Source organism: Flavobacterium alkalisoli (assembly GCF_008000935.1).
GTDB lineage: Bacteria > Bacteroidota > Bacteroidia > Flavobacteriales > Flavobacteriaceae > Flavobacterium > Flavobacterium alkalisoli.
In genome coordinates, this window is sequence record NZ_CP042831.1 from 3,641,022 (window position 1) to 3,657,617 (window position 16,596).

Consider the following 16,596-nt stretch of genomic DNA (forward strand, 5'->3'; position numbering starts at 1 on the left):
GCGTATGAAAAGAATTATTTTGCTGATTGTATTTGCTTTTGCTTCACATTTGGCAACAGCACAAACCGATAACGGATGGCAGCCGTGGCAAAAAACAAGCTGCTATTCTAAAATATCTTTCCGATTAAAGTATGACGGAAAGAATGGCGAACAGCATCACTGGAAAATCCAGTTTAAAAGTGATTACCAAAATCTTATTTCGTTTAACTATAATGTTACCGATAAGCTTCAGCAGTACACTATTACAACACATCGCAAGGCTTTGAATGCCAAACAGCAAAGTGATGAAATGGACATTTACACTAAAGAGGAAGACATCTTCCTGTTAGTAGATAAGGTAAGCATGACGCCTTATCCTGAGGACTTTATAGAGTGCGAATAAATTTCAAAAAACGTTATAAAAACTCCGTTCAACGGAGTTTTTTGCGTTTTGGTATATAATTTTAACAGTTATTTGCTTTCTTACAGGAAATTTATACTTTTACATTAAATAATAAGTCTTTACGCCTGTATGAAAATTGTCAAGTACCTTTTCCTTCTGCTATTGTTGGCTGCGGTTGCAGGAGCAGTATTCATAGCCACTCAAAACGGAAAGTATGACGTTACCCAGGAACTTATTATTAAAGCACCTAAAAATGTAGTTTACAGCTTTGTAAACGATTTTAAAAACTGGGAAAACTCAGGCATACTTACAAGAGATACTACAGCCGTTTATACTTTTTCGGATAATACCACAGGAGCAGGAACTTATACCAACTGGAAACTTGACAATAAAACCGGAAATGTAAAAACCATAAATTCTGCCGTAAATGATTCTATTTACCAAAATGCAGAGCTTAACGGACTACAATCTGAAGTATACTGGTCTTTTAAAGATACTTTAAAAGAAGCTACCAAAGTTACCCTTCGTATGAAAGGACAGCTAACCTTTATGGAAAAGGCCAATGCCATTTTAAAAGGTGGTGCCGATGAAAAAGCTTCAAAATTACTTACACACAGCCTTAACCGCATTAACTATATACTGGTAAACCGTATTAACTTTTTTGAAATTAAGGTTGATGAAATTGTTATAAGGGAATCAGCTTACTACATAGGTGACTCTACAACCTGTAAAATATCGGAAATGCCACAAAAAATGGCAGCGATGTTCCCTAAACTACAGGAATTTGTAACATCAAATAACATAGCTACAAAAGGCAAACCTTTTACTTACTTCCATACTTTTGATACTGATAAAGGCCTAACATCATTTACCGTATGCATACCGCTGGAAGATGAAATGCTTATATCTGACGGAAGTGAATTTAAGGCCGGTAAAATAAATCGATTTAATGCGCTTAAAACAACCTTAAAAGGCGACTACAAACACCTTAAAAAGGCTTGGGATGCTGCATTTAAACATATTGCAGACAATAAGCTTGAAGAGAATTTTGAACAGCCTTACCTGGAAGTATACACTAAAGGCCCGGCAGATTCAAAAGACCCTTCACAATGGGTTACCGATATCTACATACCTGTAGGCCCGGCATTACCTGAAGAGGTTGTTATAGAAGTACAGGATTCTACAGCTACTGTTACTGCCGTTGCACCAACTACAAATACAACGGTAAGAAAACCTGCCACTGTAAAGAAAAAGCCTGAGGTTACACCTATTAATGCACAGCCCGCTGCTGCACAACCTACAGCAACATTGCCTAAGACGGCTAAAAAAGATACAGCAACTGCTAAGAAAAAAGAGGTAGAAGATACCACAACAAAACCTTAGCAAGAACAATAATATCCCAACAGGGATACTAACTCTAACACCAAAAACAAAAAATCCCCTAAAGGGGATTTTTTAATGCTTTATAATGTGCTTTACTACTGTTTCGGCTGCATGAAGCCCAAACAGGGCCGGCATCCAGCTGTTAGTACCAAAGAATGATTTCTTAAAGTTTGAACCATCCGTCATTTTAAGACTGCTCTGATCCGGCTCTTCGGTAGAGAATACTACCTTAACCCCTTTAGAAATACCTTCCTTTTTAAGACGCTTTCTTATATTTTTTGCCAACGGACAATATTCTGTCTTGCTAATATCAGATACCTTTACCTTAGAGGCTAAATATTTGCCTCCTGCGCCCATATTACTTATAATCTTAACCTTTTTACGCTTAGCAGCTAAAATAAGGTTTAATTTAGGCGTAATGCTGTCAATACAGTCAAGCACATAATCAAACTCGGTAGTTACAAGCTCAAAAGCCCTTTCCGGAGATAAAAACTCCTCTACCCTTGTTAAGTTAAGCTCAGGATTGATATCCATAAGCCTGTCACCTACTATTTTTACTTTTGGCTGCCCAACGGTTGAGTGCAGTGCCGGAAGCTGACGGTTAATATTTGTAATATCCACAACATCGCCATCTACTATGGTCATGTTGCCCACTCCTGCCCTGGCAAGAAATTCGGCAGCAAACGATCCTACTCCTCCAAGTCCCACAACCATTACTTTTGCATTCTTTAATCTATCAAGCCCTTCCTTTTTAAATAAGAGCTCTGCTCTCTCGGTCCATTCAGCCATTCTTAAAAACGGTTTTAAAATTATTGCTTACTATATTCCTTAATTCTTCTATACTAATATTTTTTGCGGCGGCTGCCTTTTCATATACCTGTTCCAGTCCTTCCTCGATGGTATCAGTCTCCATAAAGAACTTATCGTTAGGAACCGTTACAAATACCTGAGATAGCTCTGGATTTCTTAACAGATACTTGCCAAATGAAATGTAAAAGCCATTATCCAGTAATTGCCTGACTACCTGTGAATTTTTAGAAAACCCGTGAATAACCATCGGGACATCAACATTTAACCTCTTTTTGGTTTCTATCACTTCCTGATAAGCCGCCACACAGTGCAAAATTACGGGTTTTTGATGTTTTTTTGCTAATACTAACTGCTTTTCAAACACTTTCTGCTGCTCATCCATTGGCATTTCTATGCGTTTGTCCAGTCCGCATTCGCCAAGGGCAAGGCAGTTATCCATTGCCAAACGGGCATCAATTACCGTTAAATGCTCGTCCAGCTTATCTACATCTATATACCACGGATGTATACCTGTAGAAAAATAAGGCACATCAATATCCTCATACGGATAGCGGTTTACTACTTCCAGTATATTATCATTAGCGGTGTAGTTATGAGTGTGCAGGTTGTATAGCATTACTATTCTGGTTCGTGATTTATAACTTCTTTTATTATTGCATGAGAACCGAATTTACTTAAATAAATTTCAAAAATAATATTAGCACTTCCTTCCTGGTATTCCCTAAAAATATCAAGAAGCAGGATATCATCTTTTAAAGATACTTTAGCAATTTCATCCATCCAACCGTCATGACTATCATATGTAATGTAATCACTTACATAATAGTCATTCTTATTCTCTATGGGAATAAATTCCTCTTTTTCAAATTTTGAGTTGTACAATACCATTGGGCTTTCACTTCCACAAAAGGTAAGCCCTTCGTCATCAGAAACCCCTACTTTAAAATTCTTTGTTGGTATTATCTTAAACTGTACATCGTTAACAGTAAAAACAGTTTCCCTACTCATATCATACTCATACACATTCTTACCATATACCCATCCCTTTACATGTGGATGACTGACTTTTACAAAATTATGCAACTTGCAGTAATCATTATCTCCGGTAAGGTCATACCTATTCTTCGAAATACTGTCTGTACTTACAATCAAACCATACAAGCCTGCTGCTTTTCCGGTTTCCTTCAAGTTTTTGTTATATATATCTAGCTCCCCTTTCAGTATAAGTACTTTATTATTGTGCTGTAAAGGCTGTATATATTTAGGAACGTTTACCATTTCTTTTTCTTTCCCATTGGTTTCCTTAGACTCAGCTGCAATTGTATTTTCCCCAACAGTCATTAAATCTTCCTCCTTGGCTTCTTTACAGTTAACAAGCAGTAAGGAAAATAATAATAGTAAAATTTTTTGCATTAGTATTAAATTGATTTTAGCCTGTTTCTTGTCTTTTAAAAAGTCTCAAACACTTCTTACAAAGCTACGTCTTTAATCTATTTTTACTATAGGTGGTGTTACTGCATCTGGGTAGCCTTTTGAGTGGCATACCGCCCTGTAAGAGTCTCCTTTAACATCTGTAATCTCACAGTAAAGCGTATCAATTAGAATAGGTCCTATATCCCCTTTTACTACGTTAGGATTATAAAGCTTATAAGAACAATCTGAAGTCCATTCCAAATCAAACTCAACCATTACTCCATTGCCCCTGTCTTCTTCAATCTGTTTGTTTTTTTTACGTGTTATTATATACGCTTTACCATTTCCTTCGTCAAGAACAAAAGTTCCTTTTTTAAACTTTTCGCAGTCAGACGAGCCCATTAACAAGAGCATCCCTGTCAAAAAAAATATTTTATACATAATTAAATAAGTTGGTTTTAGATGATTATTATATACTGGTTATTCTATTTTGTCTCCGTTTGTATACTTACAAGAATGTCATATACTTTTTTTACGTTTGGAATACACTCAAAACTTGGAGGAAAATTCCTGGTGTTAAATATAGTCCTATTCCCAAATCTGCTTCTAAAGTCATCATAACCAAATAATACAGTACCCGAACCATTTTTATTTTCTCTAAATGTAATATGTGGTAAGACCTTAATGTTTAAAGACTTTACTTCCTTTTTAAAAATCCCCGACCTTATTAAAACCCTGCTCTCTGTAATGCCATAAATAGTATTCTTTCGGTTTTTAGCGTCGTATATAAATCGACCTATTATAAAATACAACCCCATAACAACAAAAAAGAGTCCGAAAATCGCAAAAACAGGAATACCATAATAAATGACCGTAAACTCCCAGAAAAGAGCAAAACCAAACCAAAAAATACTAAAAGGAATAACAAAAATATCAGATGTCCTGAAAATTACACCCTGTTTGGGTTCACCAACCCATAGCAAATGTTCATTAACGCCTAAGTGGCTTTTTAACTCATGCTGGATATCATTATGCATCATAAATTGTAAGGTGTTACTTAAATCAAAGTGCAATATAACTTTTTTAGCAATAAAAAAACTGACGCTATTATGCGCAGTTATATAGCATCTATTAAATTTTAAGTATTTCCCCTGTTTTCTTATTTAAGATAAAATCTTTCCAACCTCCAGGCGGATCTAACTCTGCCTGAACCATAATTCTTTCTGGTGTAAAACTTTCTATTATTACACCATCAACAGCAAAAGAATTACTTTGCCAAAGCACTTTACCTGACTTCTCTATACAATATAAAGACTCCATATCACATACATAGAATCTTTCTTCATGAAAATGTAAACTCCCAAAATATCCCTTTAAAGGAAGTACTAACAAAGCATTTTCATCAATTCTGTCATACAGATAAAAATTATCCTGATATCCTACTGCAAGAAGATTTTCGGTAACAATGACTTCTTTAAAAGGACCTCCTAAATATCTAAATCTAATCTCAAAAACTTCATCTTTAATAACTAAATATTCATAATTAGAAAACTGTAAAGATTCTTCTCCTGAAATTAAAGCAGGTTGTTTATTGAAGTCCCGGGGAACAGAGGGCTGAAAATTAAAATCCATTTAACAAATATACACTTTACCCAATAAAAAAACCCAACACTATTATGCGTTGGGTTTATATATAAAATCTGACAATTTTTATTTTGAAATAACTCCCGAACCTATCAGTTCGTCGTCTATATACCAGGCTGCAAACTGCCCTTCTGTTATGGCCGACTGCGGTTCGTTGAACGCAACATACATACCGTCTTCAAACATATACAGGGTTGCTTTTTGCAATGGCTGGCGGTAACGTATTCTTACCATTACATCCATCGTCTCACCATCTTTAAGGGTAAGGTCTTCACGTACCCAGTGTACTTCTTTGCCTTTAATAAACAGTGCTTTTCTAAACAGTCCCGGGTGATTATGTCCCTGCCCGGTATAAATAGCGTTACTGTTTACATCCGTAGCGATAATAAACAACGGTTCTTTTGTACCCCCTACATTAAGGCCTTTACGCTGCCCTATGGTGTAATAATGTGCGCCGTGGTGCTTTCCTACCTCTTTACCCATTTGCGGCGTATACTCAACGTTTTTAGCCTCATAAGCCAGTTGTTCGTGTATGTTTGCAAACTGAGGTATTTCCTGAGCATAAGTTTCCTGTTCAGCCGATATTTCATAAATAACACCTTCTTTAGGCTGCAGCTGTTGCTGAAGGAACTCCGGCAGGCGTACTTTACCTATAAAACAAAGCCCCTGAGAGTCTTTCTTCTCTGCGGTAACTAAATCCATTTTAGCAGCTATTTCACGCACCTGAGGCTTGGTTAACTCCCCAATAGGGAATAATGCCTTACTTAACTGCTCCTGTGAAAGCTGACATAAAAAGTAAGATTGGTCCTTATTACCGTCTACACCTGCTAAAAGCTGATAAACTTCCTTACCATCCTTTTCTATAGTGCCTTTACGGCAATAGTGTCCTGTTGCCACATAGTCTGCTCCCAGGCTAAGGGCAATCTTCATAAACACGTCAAACTTAATTTCGCGGTTACAAAGCACGTCAGGGTTTGGAGTCCTACCCTGCTCATATTCGTTAAACATATAGTCTACTATACGCTCTCTGTATTGTTCACTAAGGTCTACCGTTTGAAAAGGTATACCTAATTTTTCGGCTACAAGCAAAGCGTCATTGCTGTCTTCCAGCCACGGACATTCGTTTGAGATGGTAACCGAGTCATCATGCCAGTTTTTCATAAACAGGCCTATAACCTCATACCCCTGCTCCTGCAACAGGTATGCCGCAACGCTCGAATCTACACCACCCGAAAGCCCAACTACTACTCGTTTCATTTTTAATTCCTTTCCTGAAAAAATTTATGCAAAAGTACTACAAATTTCTGTTAGTCCCTTGTTACCTCTTTAGGCATTATCATAAATTCCTTTTTTACCAGTTTCTTATTGTCATAATACTCCCAGTATCCGTATTTATATCCTTTTACAAATTCTCCTTTAGAAGATACATTACCAAACTTATCATAAAAAACAGCCTGCCCGTTAAGCTTACCGTTTTTATAGTTAGAATCTTCCAGTACAGTACCCTTTTCATTGTACTTTTTGTAAATACCATCCTGCACACCCTCTTTATAACCTTTTTCTTCAGCAATGGCACCATTAGCAAAAAATATCTTTGTTAAGCCATTAAGCTTTCCTTTAGAATAGTTTTCAAGAGACATTATGGTTTTCCCGTCAGGGTGGTATACTTTCCATTCGCCTTCACGAACTTTATTTACCTCTTTACCTTCGCTAACCTTATTACCCTTCTGGTCTATAAAAGTGGTATAGCTAACACCATTACCTGCAGAAAAATCGCGGGTAGCAATTAGCGATCCTTTTTGGGTATCATCATAAAACTTAAAAGTACCTTTTTCTACGCCATGATCAAAAGTACCTTCATAACGAAGCCTCTCGGTGGTTTCATAAGTACCTTTCCAAACACCGTGGCGCTTACCTTTAGCATCAAACTTATTGATGTCGGTTTTACTTTGGGCATTAAGCCCTATAGTAATAAAAAATGCAATAAGTACTGCAAAGTATCTCATAATACAAATCTGTTTTTTATCTAAACTTAAAATATACTGTTTTTATTACGTGCAAACAGCAAGCCAATTTATTAAAAAAAGCACTCCGAAGAGTGCTTTACCATTTATCTTTTATTTTGCTTTTGCTGCTCCTGCGCCTGTTCCATCATTTCCTGCATCTTCTGCTGGAAACGGCTTTGCTTTTTAGGCTTGGTTTTGTTTTCCTGGATTTGAGCATGTAACTTATCTTCTTTTACAATGTAATTTTTAATTACAAACATAATACCTATGGTAATAGTGTTAGAAATGAAGTAGTATAAACTCAGTCCTGATGCATACATATTAAAGAATATAAGCATCATTATTGGGGAAATGTAAATCATTACCTTCATGATCTTGCTCATATCCGGCATACCTTCCTGTGGTGGTGCCGACATACTCTGGTCACCTGTAGTCATTTTCATATAGAAGAAAATAGCTATTGATGCAAGTATTGGGAACAAGCTCACATGATCTCCGTATAAAGGAATACGGAAAGGTAAGTGATAAATTGAGTCATATGATGATAAGTCATCTGCCCAAAGGAAACTCTTTTGTCTTAAGTCAAAGAACGACGGGAAGAACTGGAATAATGCATAGAATACAGGTATTTGCATTAATGCCGGTAAACATCCTGCCATTGGGTTTACGCCCGCTTTATTGTACAGCTTCATTGTCTCCTGCTGCTTTTTCATCGGGTCTTTTTTGTACTTCTCGTTTACTTCCTGTATTTCAGGACGTATAACTTTCATCTTAGCCTGAGAAAGGTACGATTTATAAGTTACCGGAGACATTACAATCCTTACAAGGATAGTAAACACTATAATTCCTATACCGTAAGGTAAGAACGAACTTAAAAAGGTGAATACAGGGATAAAGATGTAACGGTTAATCCAGCCAAAAATACCCCATCCTAAAGGAATTACCTCATCAAGGTTTCTGTCGAAATTATTAAGAATCTTATAATCCGCAGGACCATAATACCAATCCATGTTGTAACTAATCTCACCACCTTCAAACTCCAGAGGCATTTTAGCTGTAAACTGTTTAGTAAATATAGTATCCTTAGTTTCTTCCTTAACCAGGTTTTCAGAACTCATATCAGCAGTTTTGAATGCCTTATCCGTTAAAAGGATAGAAGTAAATAAGTGCTGTTTGAATGCTATATAGGTTACATCTTCTGCTTTTTCACTGTCACTGCTACCATCACCAAAGTCGTCATCCTTACCATCCTCATATTCATAAACAACTTTAGTATATCTGTTTTCATAAGAGATACTCTTCTCATTACGATAGGTCTTCATACTCCACTCTAAGTCCAGTGGCTTAGAAGTATCAAGCACCTGAGATAAGCCCTGTGTACGGATAGAGAAATCAACCATATAATCGTTAGGTTTCATCTCATAACGATACTCAAGGTAAGCATCTGCTCCAGCCTTAAGGCGCATTGTTAACACCTGGTTTTCTCCGCTCTTACTTAAAACAGGCTCAAAGTACATATCCCTTGTGTTAAGGATACGGTTATCTTTAGTTTTAAATTGAAGATTAAAGTCGGCATTATTGTCTTTTATAAGCTCTACCAGCTGCCCTGAATCCTTATGGAACTTTTCATATCCAAGCGGAGTAGCCTCTGCAATATAACCACCCTTGTTAGCTATCTTAAGTGAAAGTAAAGCATTTTTAAGTTCGGTTTCACCATCTTTAGCTGTTGGTAAAGAAGCTCCGTAAGCAAAAGCACCTAAAGAACTTTTAAGGTTTACTTCCTTAATAGAATCTGCCGAAGTAGAATCCAGCTCTGTTAAAACTGCAGTCTTTTCGTCTGCAACAACACTCTGTTTTTCTTTTTCAACCTGTTCCTGTGCTTTCTCCTGGTCCAGCTCCTTTTTAGTGTCTTCGGTTTTGTTGTAAATCATCCAACCTAGTACAACTGCAATAAGAGCAAAGCCGATGGCCGATCTGTAATCTATTTTCTTTTCTTCCATTTATTTAAGTTATTACACCTAAGTGTGGTTCCTTTTTAAGGGAATATGTTATCTTATTATTCGCACTTTTTCTTAACTGCAGCCTTAACAAAGCTTACAAATAACGGATGCGGGTTAGCTACCGTACTCTTATACTCAGGGTGGTATTGTACCCCAATAAAGAACGGATGATTTTCTAGCTCAACTACTTCTACAAGACCTGTATCAGGATTAATACCCGAAGCGATAAGGCCTGAACTCTGCATTTCGTCAAGATAAGCACCATTAAATTCATAACGGTGACGGTGACGCTCTAATATATCTGTGCTTCCGTATATTTTGTTTGCAAGAGAACCTTCTGCTATGTGGCATTTCCATGCACCTAAACGCATAGTACCACCCATCTCTGTAATGTTCTTTTGCTCTTCCATTATATTAATTACAGGATATGGAGTGCTTTCATTCATCTCTGTAGAATTAGCTCCTTCCCAACCCATTACGTTACGGGCATATTCTATAACTGCCATTTGCATACCTAAACAGATACCAAAGAAAGGAATTTTATTTTCCCTTGCATAACGAACAGTCTCTATTTTACCTTCAATACCTCTTCCTCCAAAACCGGGAGCAACTAAAATACCGTCTAAACCTGCAAGCTTTTTAGCTGCATTGTGCTCATCAAGATATTCTGAATGGATACTGATTACATTTACTTTAGTTTCGTTTACGGCACCCGCATGTATAAACGCCTCAAGGATTGATTTGTATGAATCCTGAAGTTCTACATACTTTCCTACTAAACCAATGTTTACAGTATGCTTAGGGTTTTTAAGCTTGTAAAGAAAATCGTTCCATTGCTTTAAGTCCGGCTTGTTTTTCTCTGCAAGGTCAAGCTTTTTAAGCGCTACCCTGTCAAGGCCTTCCTCAAGCATTAGGTTAGGAACATCATATATTGTAGAAGCATCTATCGACTGGATAACCGCTTCTCTCTTAACATTACAGAATAATGCAAGCTTTTGTCTTAAATCAGACGAAAGCTCATGCTCTGTACGGCAAACAAGGATATCTGCCTTGATACCGCTTTCCATTAATGTTTTTACAGAGTGCTGTGTAGGCTTTGTTTTAAGCTCACCTGCAGCCGCAAGATATGGCACAAGCGTTAAGTGAATAACAATACCGTTATTTTCACCAAGTTCCCATACTAACTGCCTTACAGACTCGATATACGGTAGTGACTCGATGTCACCAACAGTACCTCCTATCTCGGTAATAACAATATCATAGTCTCCCGTTTTACCAAGCTGCTGCATGCGTTCCTTAATCTCATTGGTAATGTGCGGAACAACCTGTACTGTTTTTCCTAAAAACTCTCCTCTTCTCTCTTTCTCAATAACCGAAAGATATACCCTTCCTGTCGTAACGTTATTAGCCTGTGATGTAGGAACGTTTAGAAAACGCTCATAGTGCCCAAGGTCAAGATCCGTTTCGGCACCATCATCAGTTACATAACATTCACCATGTTCATACGGGTTAAGTGTACCCGGATCCACATTGATATACGGATCAAATTTCTGAATAGCGGTTCTGTAACCTCTGGCCTGCAATAATTTCGCTAAGGAAGCAGCTATGATTCCTTTCCCTAAAGAAGAACTTACACCTCCTGTAACAAAAATATACTTCGTTTGATTCATTGTACTGTTGTTGTGTTGTTGCTGTTGTAAAAAACGTGGCAAAAATAAGCAATTTTATCCGATTATAAGTAATATGGAAATGAGGTAATTTGAAAATTTGAAAATGCTCCCCACAAAAGGCAGAAAAAACCATCAAAAATTCATGTTTAAGAAACACTTCTTTAACAAAAATTCATTTTTCTATGGTTTCGGATATTGATTCTTAATATTCCTTATCAGTTTTTCAAGTCCGTTAAGTTTTAGTTCGTATATCAACTGAAGCTGCTGCCCCAACTGCCCTGCCGGAAAACCTTTATTGTGGTACCATACCACATAATGCTCTGGTAAATCTATAAGATAACGCCCTTCATATTTACCAAAAGGCATTTTTGTATGTGCTAATTTTATCAGCAATTGTTTTTGTTCGTCCATAAATAAAACTGAACAGCAAATTTAGCAAGTTAAACCCACTTAAAAACAAAAAGCACCCTCAAAAAAAGGGTGCTCTTTCCTGACCAAAGTGCCACGCGAATGAAACACTTTACATAAACCAAAGAATCTAAAAAAACTTCGTAAGTCGAATTTAGATTCATTATTAAACAAAAAAAATACCCAACAGTGGGTATTTTAGTATAAGTTCTAATCGAATATTACCAGTTAAATATTATTTCCCTTTCAATATCAGGGTGAAGGCTAAAGTGTACCGGGCACCTCATCGCTACTCTTTCCAGCAACTCCCTGGATTTTTCATCTGCATTTGATTTAAGGTTAAAAACAACCTTAATCTTAGAAATACGCCTTGGGTCGGCAGCCATAGTTTTTGTAACCTCAGCTGTAGAGCCTTCCAAACTTATCTCCATATCACGGGCTTTAATACCCATAATGGTAAACATACAGGTTGCTAATGCATTTGCCACAGTATCTGTAGGGGAAAATGCCTCGCCTTTTCCGTTATTATCAAGAGGGGCATCTGATATGATCTCGCTACCCGACTGAAGGTGAATGGAAGATGTTCTTAACTCTCCCAGATAAGTTACCTTGGATGTCATAATTAATTTGCCTGTTTTATGCTTAAATCCTCTTCGTAGTTAAGGATATAAACTCCGTTATTATAATTACCTCCGTTTAAAGTCCTGTAAACAAATTTGTTCTCTGTTTGTTGAGATGCCTTTGTTGCTATTGTTTCTGCAAAACCTTCAGGCTGATACATACGCAGAATAACATCCAGAGTAACATCAAAACCCCTTGAAGCAAACTGATTAGGCATTACACCGTTTTTCGCTTTAAACTTTTTTATAAATCCGGCAGCCATAGGATTTTCGCTGTCGTTAGTTACCGACGGATATAACATTCTTAACCTTGTAAGTAGCTTTAAAGGCACTTCCTCATTATCCAGAATATCTGTCCTCTCCATTACCGCAAGCTGAATCTGGTAGTCTGCCATTAGTTTTGAAAGTACTCTTACCGTGTTAGAAACCTTTCCGGCACTTTCAGTATCAAGCACTATATAATTCATTTTTGAAGGATCTAAAAGAGGTTTCATTATATCCTCTGTAATAGTACCGTCTGCAAATTTAACTCCGGCATAATTATTTCTTATAAACTGCTTAGAGCTTAGTTTTTTCTCGTCTATAACAGCTATTACATTACCGCTTTTAAACTTAAGATAATCAAGCATAGCCATTCTTACCATATCCTGAGTAGGTACCGACTGATATAGGTTTGGCAATGGTTTACCTGCTTCCTTAGATAACGGAGATATTATAGGAATCCCGGCTAAAATTTGTGCTGTTTTCTCAACATTATTCTGGAAGAACGGACCTATAACCGCATCTACCCCTACAAGACCACCACGAAGGTTGTCTATAGCCGAGCTCGTGCTTGATTCCTGCGAGTCAAGTATTTTTACTTTTACAGGTATCCCCATAGCCTGTGCAGAATCTATAGCGATTAATGCACCTGCATAAAAATCAAGGGTCATGTTAAGAAACTTGTTAGTTCTAACCCTTTCTTTCTCACTTTCATCATCAGCCCCTTTATTAATATTAAAAGGCAGTAGTAATGCAAGTTGTTTTGTTTGTGCTTTGTTTAAAGTTACAGACAGGTTAGAAATACCCGGAGCATATGATCTTGTAGCACCAAATACAGTTCCTGAATCGGGATTAGGATTAGGCAGTTTTAAAACCATCCCTTCCTTAAGGCCGTCTTTAGCATCTGGGTTTAATGCTACTATCTCCTGCTCTGTAATCCCCACCCTTCTTGTAAGGCTGTAAAAAGTTTCTTTAGGCTGAACCGTATATTCTATATATTGGTTCTCCGGCTTTTTAAGCTGAGCTCCCGGAGCTATTTCTTTAGCTATTATAGAATTCTTGTCCAGTTTTAGTTTATAGCCTAACGGCAGCGGACTATCTTTAACTTCGGGATTAAGCTCTTCCAGTAACTGAAGACTCATTCCATAGTCTTTAGCAATGGAATATTTTGTTTCACCAGCCTCTACTGTATGGTACATATAAGAAGGAGCATCCTTTTTCCACAGTTGCTTTTCTGCCCTTTCAGCCTGAGCCTCAACACCACTCCCCTTTACGGGGATTATAATTTTTTGACCTATCTGCAAACCATTTGTTACAATCTCAGGATTTGCCTTTTTTAAATCTTCTTCAGATACATTGTACTGTTTAGAAAGGCCATAAAGCGTTTCTTTAGGCTGCACCTCATGTATAGGATTTGCAATTTTAGTGGATTTCTCACTTACAGCAACATCAGTCTTAACCGGAACTCCTCCTGCAGTAGGAACAAGTAGTATTGCTCCTTCGTTAATACCGTTTTGAGAATCTGGATTAAGCCTGTAAATATCATATGGGGTAACTTTATATTTTTTTGCAATATCTGTTACTGTCTCTCCTTTTGCTACCTGGTGCTTTTTATATTTACCCTGAGCATAAGCAGAGCCTGAAAATAACGCTAGTGAAAAAAATAAAATTACAATGTACTTCATGTTTAAGTTTGGTTTATTTATAACATTTAGGTGGATGCAAATTTAGCTTTTGTTACAACTGCTAAGGCCTAAAATATGATAAATTTCAGTTAAAACACTAAACCTATCAAAAAAGCCTTAACCTCAAATATTTATCCCTTATTAAAATCCTCAGGTTTTATATCTTTCTTCTTCTTTTTTGGCGGAGCAGGCACCTGTATAGGGCCTCCTTTTTCCTTTTCCAGCTTTGCCTTAAACGCATCAAGATCTTTTTTGTGCGACTTATGCAAAGGAATCTTTAATACTCCTCCACCCTGTTTTGAATCATATCCTCCTACAGCCCATTCATTATATTCATAAATATCCTTTGGGTCTATCATGTACTTTTTAGAGATCATTATCATTCTCTCCCCAGGCAATATTTTATGATCAATAAAAAACGCATCAGGATCTTCTTCTTCCTCTCCATCATCTGAATACACTTCTTCGGTATCATATTCGTCGTCATTTTCTTCGTTGCCGTAATTATTCTGTGCAAGAAGGGAATTATAAGGCAAACAGGCGAAAAAGGCCAGTAGTAATAATTTTTTCATGGCTTATATTTTTTTAGTAGTTATGAAATCTAAATTAAAAGATTTTTCGCGATTTTATAAATATCTGCTTAACTATTTACCAAAACCCTGCCATAAATAAAATAAGCCCTCACTAAAAGTGAAGGCTTATTTATTATATAACTTAAATATCTATTTTCTTATTCCCATTCAATTGTGGCCGGTGGCTTAGAGCTGATATCATAAACAACCCTGTTTACACCTTTTACCTTATTGATAATTTCGTTAGAAACCTTCATCAGGAACTCATAAGGAAGATGAACCCAGTCTGCAGTCATACCATCTGTAGATTCTACAGCCCTAAGTGCAACTACTTTCTCATAAGTTCTCTCGTCTCCCATTACACCTACACTGTTTACAGGTAATAATATTGCACCTGCCTGCCATACTTTATTATACAGGCCGTGATCTTTAAGACCCTGGATAAATATATGATCAACTTCCTGAAGTATACGTACTTTCTCCGGAGTGATATCTCCTAAAATCCTGATTGAAAGACCTGGCCCAGGGAATGGGTGTCTTCCTAAAAGCTCAGGATCAATTCCTAAAGTAGCACCTACTCTTCTTACCTCATCTTTAAAAAGCATTCTTAGCGGTTCTACAACCTGAAGTTTCATAAAGTCCGGTAATCCACCTACATTGTGGTGAGATTTAATGGTAGCTGAAGGTCCTTTTACAGAAACCGACTCAATTACGTCTGGATAGATAGTACCCTGAGCTAACCATTTAACATCGGTAAGTAAGTGTGCCTCATCATCAAATACTTCGATAAATACACGACCGATAGTTTTTCTTTTAGTTTCAGGATCTTCAATACCTGCAAGCTCACTAAGGAACCTTTCAGATGCATCTACTCCCTTAACGTTAAGCCCCATATCCTTGTATTGGTGTAATACATTTTCAAACTCATCTTTACGAAGAAGTCCGTTGTTTACAAAAATACAGTATAGGTTTTTGCCAATTGCCTTATTTAAAAGTACTGCAGCAACAGTAGAGTCTACCCCTCCTGAAAGTCCAAGTACTACTTTATCATTTTGAATTTTAACCTTAAGCTCCTCTACAATATCTTCAACAAATGTATCTGGAGTAAAGTTTTGAGGCACTTCTGCAATTTTTACTAAAAAGTTCTCCAGCATTTGTTTACCATCTGTAGAGTGGTAAACCTCTGGGTGAAACTGTATTGCATAAGTTGTTTCGCCTTCAATTCTGTAAGCTGCATTTTCCACATCCTTAGTGCTTGCAAGCCTTACACCATTAGTAGGTAATTGCTTGATTGTATCACTGTGGCTCATCCATACCTGACTACCTGCAGAAACACCTTCAAGAAACTGCTCATCTTCCTTAACATAAGAAAGGTTAGCACGACCATACTCACGTATATTACTAGGGGCTACTTCACCTCCGTGGAAGTGAGCAAGATACTGAGCTCCGTAACATACTGCAAGCATAGGCAGTTTACCTCTAATCTCAGAAAGGTCAGGATGCGGTGCATCTTCTGCCCTTACCGAAAACGGGCTACCTGAAAGTATTACAGCTTTATAAGACGATAAATCACCCGGTGGGTTGTTGTAAGGGAAAATTTCGCAGAAGATATTTAACTCGCGAACCCTTCTCGCAATAAGCTGAGTATATTGCGATCCGAAATCTAGAATAAGTACATTGTGTTGCATGCGCAAAAGTAATCCAATATTTTGAAACTGAAAAATGAGTTTTTATGTTTTTTA

17 protein-coding genes are annotated in these 16,596 nt (G+C 37.1%); 2 read left to right on the top strand and 15 right to left on the bottom strand.

Annotated elements, in window-relative coordinates; all coding sequences use genetic code 11:
• Window positions 1-4: 4 nt before the first annotated feature.
• Entirely contained in the window at window positions 5-382 is a 378-nt protein-coding gene (locus FUA48_RS16485) for a hypothetical protein (protein WP_147584546.1), read from the top strand.
• A 129-nt stretch (window positions 383-511) separates the two neighbouring features.
• On the top strand, window positions 512-1,765 hold the full coding sequence (locus tag FUA48_RS16490) for a GyrI-like domain-containing protein (protein WP_147584547.1): 1,254 nt from the start codon (window positions 512-514) through the stop codon (window positions 1,763-1,765).
• Between the two features lie 72 nt (window positions 1,766-1,837).
• Here the strand turns inward: FUA48_RS16490 and FUA48_RS16495 are convergent, their stop codons facing one another.
• The 15 genes from FUA48_RS16495 to guaA all read right to left on the bottom strand — a co-directional run bounded on the left by FUA48_RS16495 (window position 1,838) and on the right by guaA (window position 16,542).
• Window positions 1,838-2,554: a tRNA threonylcarbamoyladenosine dehydratase gene (locus tag FUA48_RS16495; protein ID WP_147584548.1), complete on the bottom strand. Its 717-nt coding sequence runs from the start codon at window positions 2,552-2,554 to the stop codon at window positions 1,838-1,840.
• Window positions 2,547-3,191, bottom strand: coding sequence for a TatD family hydrolase (locus FUA48_RS16500; protein WP_147584549.1), 645 nt, complete (start codon window positions 3,189-3,191; stop codon window positions 2,547-2,549). Before FUA48_RS16500 ends, FUA48_RS16495 begins: the two co-directional genes overlap by 8 nt.
• 2 nt (window positions 3,192-3,193) lie before the next feature.
• Complete coding sequence (locus FUA48_RS16505; RefSeq protein ID WP_147584550.1) at window positions 3,194-3,988, bottom strand: hypothetical protein; 795 nt, start codon at window positions 3,986-3,988, stop codon at window positions 3,194-3,196.
• A 72-nt stretch (window positions 3,989-4,060) separates the two neighbouring features.
• Window positions 4,061-4,429 (bottom strand): hypothetical protein, encoded by a 369-nt coding sequence (locus FUA48_RS16510; RefSeq protein WP_147584551.1) that lies wholly within the window; start codon window positions 4,427-4,429, stop codon window positions 4,061-4,063.
• A gap of 44 nt (window positions 4,430-4,473) precedes the next feature.
• On the bottom strand, window positions 4,474-5,028 hold the full coding sequence (locus tag FUA48_RS16515) for a PH domain-containing protein (protein WP_147584552.1): 555 nt from the start codon (window positions 5,026-5,028) through the stop codon (window positions 4,474-4,476).
• Window positions 5,029-5,119: 91 nt separating this feature from the next.
• Window positions 5,120-5,620, bottom strand: a complete 501-nt coding sequence (locus FUA48_RS16520) for a hypothetical protein (RefSeq protein ID WP_147584553.1) — start codon at window positions 5,618-5,620, stop codon at window positions 5,120-5,122.
• A gap of 78 nt (window positions 5,621-5,698) precedes the next feature.
• Complete coding sequence (gene mnmA / locus FUA48_RS16525; protein WP_147584554.1) at window positions 5,699-6,889, bottom strand: tRNA 2-thiouridine(34) synthase MnmA; 1,191 nt, start codon at window positions 6,887-6,889, stop codon at window positions 5,699-5,701.
• A 50-nt stretch (window positions 6,890-6,939) separates the two neighbouring features.
• Entirely contained in the window at window positions 6,940-7,638 is a 699-nt protein-coding gene (locus FUA48_RS16530; protein ID WP_147584555.1) for a toxin-antitoxin system YwqK family antitoxin, read from the bottom strand.
• 104 nt (window positions 7,639-7,742) lie between these two features.
• Window positions 7,743-9,638: a membrane protein insertase YidC gene (yidC, locus tag FUA48_RS16535; protein WP_147584556.1), complete on the bottom strand. Its 1,896-nt coding sequence runs from the start codon at window positions 9,636-9,638 to the stop codon at window positions 7,743-7,745.
• Between the two features lie 56 nt (window positions 9,639-9,694).
• Complete coding sequence (locus tag FUA48_RS16540) at window positions 9,695-11,308, bottom strand: CTP synthase (RefSeq protein WP_147584557.1); 1,614 nt, start codon at window positions 11,306-11,308, stop codon at window positions 9,695-9,697.
• 180 nt (window positions 11,309-11,488) lie between these two features.
• Complete coding sequence (locus tag FUA48_RS16545; RefSeq protein WP_147584558.1) at window positions 11,489-11,719, bottom strand: DUF3820 family protein; 231 nt, start codon at window positions 11,717-11,719, stop codon at window positions 11,489-11,491.
• Between the two features lie 218 nt (window positions 11,720-11,937).
• The gene (locus FUA48_RS16550; RefSeq protein WP_147584559.1) at window positions 11,938-12,336 is read right to left on the bottom strand and encodes an OsmC family protein; all 399 of its coding nucleotides are present in this window, start codon (window positions 12,334-12,336) and stop codon (window positions 11,938-11,940) included.
• A 2-nt stretch (window positions 12,337-12,338) separates the two neighbouring features.
• The gene (locus tag FUA48_RS16555; protein ID WP_147584560.1) at window positions 12,339-14,282 is read right to left on the bottom strand and encodes an amino acid ABC transporter substrate-binding protein; all 1,944 of its coding nucleotides are present in this window, start codon (window positions 14,280-14,282) and stop codon (window positions 12,339-12,341) included.
• Between the two features lie 131 nt (window positions 14,283-14,413).
• Window positions 14,414-14,854 carry a hypothetical protein gene (locus FUA48_RS16560; RefSeq protein WP_147584561.1) on the bottom strand — a complete coding sequence of 147 codons (441 nt, stop codon included), beginning with the start codon at window positions 14,852-14,854 and terminating at the stop codon, window positions 14,414-14,416.
• A 158-nt stretch (window positions 14,855-15,012) separates the two neighbouring features.
• Entirely contained in the window at window positions 15,013-16,542 is a 1,530-nt protein-coding gene (gene guaA, locus FUA48_RS16565; protein ID WP_147584562.1) for a glutamine-hydrolyzing GMP synthase, read from the bottom strand.
• Between the last annotated feature and the right edge of the window lie 54 nt (window positions 16,543-16,596).